The 9,414-nt window shown below is 64.4% G+C and carries 2 protein-coding genes; both read right to left on the reverse strand.

Going from position 1 to position 9,414, the window contains the following annotated elements; translation table 11 throughout:
- The coding region (locus D7W81_RS36465) for an RHS repeat domain-containing protein (RefSeq protein ID WP_208721593.1) at window positions 1–4,974 on the reverse strand (4,974 nt) is incomplete at its 3' end.
- Window positions 4,975–5,920: 946 nt separating this feature from the next.
- Window positions 5,921–9,172, reverse strand: coding sequence for a carbamoyl-phosphate synthase large subunit (carB, locus tag D7W81_RS36470; protein ID WP_120559988.1), 3,252 nt, complete (start codon window positions 9,170–9,172; stop codon window positions 5,921–5,923).
- Between the last annotated feature and the right edge of the window lie 242 nt (window positions 9,173–9,414).

Consider the following 9,414-nt stretch of genomic DNA (forward strand, 5'->3'; position numbering starts at 1 on the left):
CCCCTGGGTCGTCACCCGCCCCTTGACTCCCTGGACCTCCCCAACACCACCGCCGGAGCCAGGCAGGCCTTCACCCTCGGCATCCGACAGCATGATGCGACCCTGCTTGTTCGACTGGACCCACTCGAAACGGGCTCGCACCTGGGTCGTCAGCCCTGCGCTTGAAGGCGCGTAGAGCTTGGCCAGGTAGGGGTAGATGATGTTCTGGCCACCTACGAAGTGGCTGCGCCGGTTGACGTGACCGAAGGGCTCATAGTCGCCAGTGCCGCTGATCCGCCCCTTCGAATCCAGCAGGAGGACGGGCTTTCCAAGGCCATCCGTCACCGGGAAATAGGTTCCACAGGGAACGTCCGTATCCACGCCGAAGCGCGCACAATCCTGGGTGTTGTCCGCCATCCGTAGGAAAGGGGAATGCGCGAAGCGGGACTTGATGAGCGCCACCGGCCGGCCATCCAGCCATACGTACTCGTCCAACACGTAGTCCGTCGTGCTCGGGTTGGCGGAGCTCTGCCCCACATCCACCAGCAACTGCGTTCCCGAGTAGAAGTACTCGTCCTCACGCCCGTCCCAGCTGCGCTTCAAACGGCGTCGGCCAGCGGCATCATAGAAGTACTCGTAGTTGCTGCCCGGGCCTCCCAGTTGGGTGCTCGAAACCTGCCGGTAGACCGCGCCCAGATCCATGGGAGAAGCCGTGGTCGCGTTGAGAGAGAGCGAGTAGTACGGCTGAGTGGCGGCTTGGCTGAGATACCAGGACGCGTTGCTCACGCGGCCCGACATGTCGTGCTGATAACGGGCCGTAATGTCGAAGGGCAGACACGCGCCTCCTGGTGGGCACGCATTTGCAGTCGTGGAATACTTGCGAGTGGCAAGCTGATCCACGAACGGAAAACCGCTCGTGTACTCGGACTGCACCGCGAACTTGCTCCCTGACTCGCTCGTCCGGTTTCCGCGCGCGTCGTATGCATAGGAGAGGGCTTGGTCTGTGAAGATCCATCCCCCCTCACTATGCCGATTGGTTACATGTCTCAACTGGAGCCGGGCGTCGTAGCCGGGCTGGCTGGCTGCCCCTGCGTAGTCCTGAGCGAACGGGAGCTGATTGTCGGAGGTCTGAAGAATGCACGTGTCTTCGCCCACCAGTTGATCCGCCTGATAGCGATAGGCTCGTTTGAACACGTCCCCCAGGTTCGTCCGCGTCACGCTCAAGCCGGAGAGCCGCCCGAAGGGAGCACCCGTCCCATCCACGGCCTGGGAGAAGGCCGCCTGCGAGCAAGCTCCCAGGCCTGTATTGTTTCCACCCTGGTGGTACTGAATTCGCGCCACGGTGGGCACGCCTGTTTCACCGCGAGAGTGGACCCAGTAGCTCTTCACCCCTCCGTAGGGTTCCCACTCCACGCCGGTAATCAATGGGTCGATGCTGGACCCTCCTCCCGGATAGAGGTGGGCAGCGTAGATTGCACTGACCCGGTGGGGCATGCCCGTGCTGGCTGCGTGGTACCGGTACTGGATGCCGCGGCCATAGGGATAGACTTCAAACACGAGCCGGCCAGCCGAGTCGTACTCGAAGAAGTGATTCGGGCTGTCCTTCCCGGAGAAGTACGGCGACGTATTGCACTGACGCGAGGGCGGACTTGTTTCCGGGCCACGAACCCGGAGCTTCCCGGTCAGCCGGCCGAAGGCGTCATACTGGAACCAGGTCGCCCCGAAAGAATCCACCGTGTAGTGCGGCTGATCGTAGTGCGAATCAGGGCACCCCGAAGGAAGACCGGGAAAATGTTCTTCATAGAAGGTTCGGAAGAGCCGCTCCGTCTGGGTGCTCCGGCGGGCATCCGCCACACGAAGCCTCCCGAGCGCGTCATGAGAAAATGCCGTCCAGCTTCCGGACTGAGCCATCTGCGACGTTTGCTTGACCGTCGGATTGCCCAGAGAGTCATAGGCAAACCGTGTGACGCTCGGACCTGACGAAGCGGACGCGCCCCATGGGGTCTTCACCTCCAACAGATTCCCGAAGTCGTCGTGGAGGTAGTCCACCGCTGGCTGGTTCCCGCAGCTGCCCATCGTGGAGCCCGCGGAGCAGCCATGCTTGATGCTCCGGACGTTCCCTGCCACGTCGTATGCCACATGCGTGGCGGAAGGGGCGCTCCCGCCCGTCGGCCCCGCCGCCTCCAGCATCATCACCAGCCGGTTGAGCCGGTCGTATTCGAAGGCACGGCATTCGGGTGGCAGGGCATTGAGCGCCCCGCTGGTCGTGTTGAACCCTCCGCAGAACGCAGGAGGACGACCGGTGCTGCTGAGGTACGGCAGACCCTCACGAATCGGGTTGTTCTCCGGGTCGAAGAGGCGCGTCGACGAGTAGGTGAAATCACCATTTGAGGCCACCCCCAACTCCTCTCCGACGCCCTGGTACGTCGGGCGGCCCAGCGGATCCGCATCATACGTCCTCCGAGCACGAACCCCGCCCCCCGCCGCCAGCGTCTCCTCTTTGACGAGGCGCCCGTACTGGTAGAAGTAGTTCACGCGCTCGCTGTAGTTCAGGCCGTTCGCGGTCGGTGCCGTCGCTTTCCATTGGAGCTTGTCGGTCAGCGTACCGCCCGTGCACCCATTCCATGCACCTGAGCGGTAGCACTGCACCTCGTAGCGGCCATCCGGGTAGCGGATGTAGTCGCCGTGCTGGCCATTGTCATAGCCATAGTCCGTGACGAGGTCTGGCAATGCTCCCCCTCTTGACTTCACTGTCTTTCGGACCAGCTTTCCCGCAATGTAGGCATAATGAGTCCGGACATAAGCAGGGTCTGTCGTCCGCAGCAGGCGCCCCTGCTCGTCGTAGGCGTCATAGGTCGTCTCCAGCCAGTTCGAGTATCTGCACGTTGGAGACGTGGATTTCGTGACGTGCGCGGAGACGCGCTTGCGGATCAGGCGTTGCTGCTGGCCGTTGGGCGCGTTCGCCGCCCCATAGAAGTATTGAGTCAGGGGGCCCGAATCCAAGCATGACGTCGAGTCTTCGGCTTCAACCCAGCAGGGCCCTTCGACCTCGACGACGCGAGCCTGCGGATCCGCCGCCGCTGGCGTCTCGCCCGAGCATGCGCGGTAGGTGCGGTAGAAAGTGGCCTGGTACTTGTAAACGGGCGCGCCGAAGCCCGTCGTGAAGTCCCAGGTGTACCCACCTCGAACCTTGGCCATCAGCCGGTTCGTCGTGGATTCATACTGGTAGGTCCACTTTGCTTGTCGGTCCACTCCCGGTTGGCCCAGCATGGCGGACGTCGAGGTCTCCGTCTTCAGTTGCTGCTCATAACCAGGATACGTCCCTGCCCGGCCATACTCATAGGAGTAGAATTTCGTCAGCAATGCGCCATTGCCTGCCACATCCACGGCCCCGAATTCAGCTCGGGTCATCTCGCCTGGCGGGAGGAAGAAGCTATCTGGATCCCAAGGCACTTCATTCCTGCTGGTGCCTTTTGTCGCGAGCTGGTTCGTGAACACGGCATAGGCACCTCGCGCGTCCTTTTGGGAACTGGCCATTGAGGTCTTGCGTTCCGTGACTTGTTCTTTTGGCAATGCATCAACGCCCCACGCTCGCGAATGTTGTGGCGTCAGGCTGATGCCCACCCCTTTGCAGAACGAATCGTTATTGACGCCATTCATGCCGCACCGCACCTCCGACGCCGACGTGTAGACGCCGTGGGTCTTTGATTGGTGGGCCACGAATACACGCGCCAATGGACTCGAATATAGGAAGGAGCCGTCGCCAGCACGGACATTCTCGGTGAAGATCTGCTTCTGCGAGGACGCGCACGACCCGCTCAGCACGCCGGGCCCGCAGTTGGGACCAGAACCGACCACCTCCGCAGTGACCGACTGCGGATTCAAGTGCGTGTTCGACTGGCCATCCTCGAGGATGTAGAACATCTTCCGGTGCAGTCGTTTGTGGGAGAGCATTTCGTCATTGCGAAACACTCTCCACGTGACTTGGTTGAGGCTCTCTTGATCGGCCCAGGTGTAGCGCATCCGGGTGGGCACCGGCGCTTCCGCTCCGACGGGCACGTCTTGAGACACACCTACGAAGAAGCGAGCCCCTCCCAACATCCCCGCTGGGTGGGATATTTCCTGCCCGGAACTGTTATGCATCGCGTAGTCGTATGTGACGATGTTGCGCGCTCCCAGCCCCGTCCCAGAAGTGCCCTCTTCCTGGTCGACCTTGTCGAGCACACATTCGTGGGTGGAGTACAAAGGATTGTCTTCGTCTTGCAGGATGATGTCCTGGGTGGGGCGGCTCACATAGGAGAAGGCCAGCCGGGAACCGTTTGCCAAGTTGACGTACTGGATGAGTTGCGAAGGGTTCCCGAACGTCGCCGCAGGGTCGGTGCACCCCGGCGGCTTCGCCGAGTAGTACTGAATGGATGCAATGAGGCGTCGGCCGTTGGAGCCCGCGGTCGTGGTCGTCCCGTAGCTGGTCGATTCGATGTCCGTCAGGAAATAGGCTGAACCCCATCGAGTGGTCGGCGGGAAGTTTTGCGTCTGGCCGCCTACCGCGACAGCGTGGGTATAACGAAAGCGTCCCTCTGGGCTGATGAGCGTGAAGCCATTCCCATCCCAGCGCAGCTTGACGTGCTGATCGGAGCTGGAGGTCGCGAACCGTCCCGGCTCGGTCTTATCGCAAGGGCTGAAGCGCAAGGAGCTTCCAGCAGGTGTCACTATGTTGCAGATGGTGGTGTCTATTCTCTCCGTGCCCGAGGAGTCCATCTCCTCATGGACGCTCGTCAGGACATAGCTGTACAGGTTGTGCGTCCAGCGGTAGGAGTTGCCCCCTCCATCCGGTCCCATCATCACACGGCCGAAGGGGGTGAGCAGCTTCTGCTCGGGAGTTCCAAGCGCGTTCGCCTTGGTCGATGCGGAGAAGGTACGGGTCAACGCAAAGTCCCCGATCGCCGAGGACAAGCTGAAGTCCGTCTCCGAATAGGTCGGGCGCAGCGAGCCCACGGGTACGGGCACGGCTCCGGACACCCCCGCACTGCTGGGTCCTCCCAATGGTGGAGCCGGGCTGAGCGGAGCCTGATCCACGCGCTGCTGCACCTCCGCCTCGCTGAGTGTCTCGGTTGCCCAAGCCACTCCAATTCCCACCAACGCCAGGCCGCAGGCCATCACTCCCCGGACGGATCCCCTACTCCACTTCTTCTTCAATGTGTTTCTGGTGTCTTCCACGGCGCTTCCCCCTCGAAAATCACTCATTGCGCTCGTCCTTCGACGGCTCCGCAGCCAGACGCGGCTGACACAGCCCCTCTTGCGTGTTGGGATCCAGGATCACGCAGGGCCAGGTCGCCGGGCATTCCGCTGATTGCGTGCAAGCCTTTGTGCAGAAATAGCCCTGCCCCAATCCCGCGCCGGGCGCGTGCACGCATCGGCCACTCAGACAGGCACTGTCGCCGCCATCGACACAGGACTCGCCCACCTCTCGCTTGGGCGCATCCGCGCTGAGTGCCTGGGGCCGCCACTCCGTGACAACCCTGCCCTCAGGTGCGGATTGATGCGGCGGAGCCTGTGTTGGCTGCCCTTGCGGCGTACACGCCAGCGCCCAGGTGAAAAGACATACAACCATCCATCTGACTCTCATCACGCGCACGTCTCCCCATGACGTGCACGCCCAGAGACGCACACGCCTGTGTTACTTGAATGTGTGGAAAGGAGCCCCTGTGAATCCGGGGCGGCCCTTCATGGCCGTTGAAGCAAGAAGCCCTGAAGGCAGACTCCTCCTGAGAGGAATCAGGCCTCGGGGTCGACTCGAATGAAGGGGAGCTACAGCAACTGCAGGATCAGCCTCGTACCAGGGTTTGTAGGATTTGCAAACCTGGGCCTGTCGATGCCGCAGCACCACACCGTCTCCTGGACGCGCACAGAGGGCATCCAGGAGACGGATTGAAGCTGAATCCTACCGCCGCGCCGGAGGCACGCCGCCTTCGCCGTACAGGTACGCCTGCAACGGCTTCACCGCGAGGTCCGAGCGCTTCAGCGACTCCAGCGCGCCCACCGCCATGCGCGCCGCCTGCACCGTCGTGTAGTACGGCACGGAGTGCATCAATGCCTCACGGCGGATGGAGAAGCTGTCCGCGATCTCCTGCTTGCCGAAGGTGGTGTTGATGACCAGGACGATCTCCCCGTCGACGATCTTGTCGACGATGTTCGGCCGGCCCTCCTTCACCTTCTGCACCCGCTGCGACTCGATGCCCTTCGTCTGCAGGTAGTCGTGCGTGCCCGCCGTCGCCGTCAGGCTGAAGCCCAGCGACCGCAGCCGGCGCGCCAGGTCCACCACCGCGGGCTTGTCGTCGTCCTTCACGGAGATGAACACCCGGCCCGTCTTGGGCAGCTTCACGCCCGCCGCCAGCTGGCTCTTCGCGAACGCGGACGCGTAGTCCTCGGCCAGGCCCATCACCTCGCCCGTGGACTTCATCTCCGGCCCCAGAATCACATCCACCCCGGCGAAGCGCGCGAACGGGAAGACGCTCTCCTTCACCGCGACGTGCCGGAACTCCGGCTCCTCCGTGCGGCCCAGCTCCTTCAGCGTCTTGCCCACCATGCAGAGCGCGGCGATCTTCGCCATCGGCATGCCCGTCGCCTTGGAGATGAACGGCACCGTGCGGCTCGCGCGCGGGTTCACTTCCAGGACGTAGATGTTCTTCCCCTGGATGGCGAACTGCACGTTCATCAGCCCCACCACGCCCAGCTCGCGCGCCATGGAGATGGCCTGGTCCTTCATCCGCTCCACCAGGTCCGGCGACAGCGAGTGCGGAGGCAGCGTCGCCGCCGCGTCACCCGAGTGCACCCCGGCCTCCTGGATGTGCTCCAGCACGCCGCCAATCAGCACCTGCCCCGTGCGGTCCGCCACCAGGTCCAGGTCCACCTCGATGGCGTCCTTCAGGAAGCGGTCAATCAGCACCGGGTGCTCCGGCGACGCGCTCACCGCCTCGCGCATGTAGCGCTCCAGGCTGGACGCGTCGTAGACCGTCTCCATCGCGCGCCCGCCCAGCACGTACGACGGCCGCACCATCACCGGGTAGCCGATGCGCTCGGCCACCTTGAAGGCCTCCGCGTGGCTGCGCGCGACGCCGTTCTCCGGCTGCTTCAGGCCCAGCTTCTCAATCAGCTTGGAGAACTTCTCGCGGTCCTCCGCCCGGTCGATGGCGTCCGGCGACGTGCCCAGGATCGGCAGCCCCGCCTGCTCCAACGGCACGCTCAGGCGCAGCGGCGTCTGCCCGCCGAACTGCACGATGGCGCCCACCGGCTTCTCACGCTGGGACACCTCGAGCACGTCTTCAATCGTCAGCGGCTCGAAGTAGAGGCGGTCGGACGTGTCGTAGTCCGTGGACACCGTCTCCGGGTTGCAGTTGACCATCACCGTCTCGTACCCGGCCTCGCGCAGCGCGAAGGCGGCGTGCACGCACGCGTAGTCGAACTCGATGCCCTGCCCGATGCGGATGGGGCCGCTGCCAAGGATCAGCACCTTCTGCCGGTCCGTGGGGGGCGCCTCGTCCTCCTCCTCGTAGGTGGAGTACAGGTAGGGCGTGTACGCCTCGAACTCCGCGGCGCAGGTGTCCACCCGCTTGAACACCGGACGGATGCCGCGCGCGTGCCGGTGCGCCCGCACCTCCGCCTCCGGGTAGCCCATCAGGTTGCCCAGGTACTTGTCGGAGAAGCCGTGCGCCTTGGCCTGACGGAGCACGTCGTCCGCCAGGTCGTCCAGCCGGCCGATGTCCGCCAGCGTCTGCGCCTCGTGCACCAGCGCCTCGATGTGCCGCAGGAACCACGGGTCGATGGCGGAGAGCTGGTGGACCTGATCCACCGTCATGCCCTCGCGGAACGCCTGCGCCACGAACCACGGGCGCTCCGGACGGGGCACGCGCAGCCCCTCGTTGAGCACCTTCTGCCGCTCCTCCTTCTCCGTGGGCAGCTCCGGCGACTCCAGGCCCACGCGCCCCAATTCCATGGAGCGCAGCGCCTTCATGTACGCCTCGGGGAAGGTGCGGCCAATGGCCATGACCTCGCCCACCGAGCGCATGCTCGTGGTCAGCGTGCGGTCCGCCTTGGGGAACTTCTCGAAGTTGAAGCGCGGCACCTTCACCACCACGTAGTCCAGCGTCGGCTCGAAGGAGGCCGGCGTGTCGCGGGTGATGTCGTTGCGCAGCTCGTCCAGCGTGTAGCCCAGCGCCAGCTTCGCGGCGACCTTCGCGATGGGGTAGCCCGTCGCCTTGGATGCCAGCGCGCTGGAGCGGGACACGCGCGGGTTCATCTCGATGACGACCATGCGGCCGTCGCGCGGGTGGATGCCGAACTGGATGTTGGAGCCGCCCGTGTCGACGCCAATCTCACGGATGATGGCCAGCGACGCCTGCCGCATGCGCTGGTACTCGCGGTCCGTCAGCGTCTGCGCGGGCGCCACGGTGATGGAGTCACCGGTGTGCACGCCCATCGGATCCAGGTTCTCGATGGAGCAGATGATGATGACGTTGTCGGCGGAGTCGCGGACCACCTCCAGCTCGTACTCCTTCCACCCCAGCACGCTCTCCTCCACGAGGATGGTGGAGGTGGGGCTCGCCTTGAGGCCCGAGCGGCAGATGGCCTCGAACTCCTCGCGGTTGTACGCGATGCCGCCGCCCGTGCCGCCCAGCGTGAAGGAGGGACGGATGATGGCCGGGAAGCCGATCTCCTCCACCAGCGCCATGGCGTCCGTGAGCGTCGTCGCGTAGCCGCTCTTGGGCAGCGCCACGCCGATCTTCTGCATGGCCGCCTTGAAGAGCTGGCGGTCCTCCGCCTTGTTGATGGCCTCCAGGGACGCGCCGATGAGCCGGACGCCGTACTTCTCCAGGATGCCCTTCTCCGCGAGCGCCTTCGCCAGGTTGAGCGCCGTCTGTCCGCCCATGGTGGGCAGCAGGGAATCCGGGCGCTCGGCGGCGAGGATCTTCTCCGCCGCTTCCACGGTGATGGGTTCAATGTAGGTGCGGTGCGCGAACTCTGGGTCCGTCATCACCGTGGCGGGGTTGCTGTTGAGCAGCACCACCTCCACGCCCTCGTCCCGAAGCGCCTTGATCGCCTGGGTGCCTGAGTAGTCGAACTCGACGGCCTGCCCGATGACAATCGGGCCCGAGCCAATCACGAGAACCTTCCGGATATCAGTGCGCTTGGGCATCGGGCGCCCCCCATACCAACGTCCGCCCCCACATGCACGCGGTGCGTTGTGGCATGCGGAGGGACCGTCCGATGCCCGCTTGCTCGGAGGACCCCGGCCCGGCGTCCTCTGCTACGCTGCCGCGCTTCCTTCCGGAGGTTCCATGCGTCGCTGGCCCCTGGCCCTGCTCGTCCTTCTCTCAGCGCCCGCCCTCGCCCAGGACACCGCTCCCGCCGCCACGCCCTGTCTCTTATACACCTCTC

Origin of the sequence: Corallococcus aberystwythensis (genome assembly GCF_003612165.1) — a bacterium.
Lineage (GTDB): Bacteria > Myxococcota > Myxococcia > Myxococcales > Myxococcaceae > Corallococcus > Corallococcus aberystwythensis.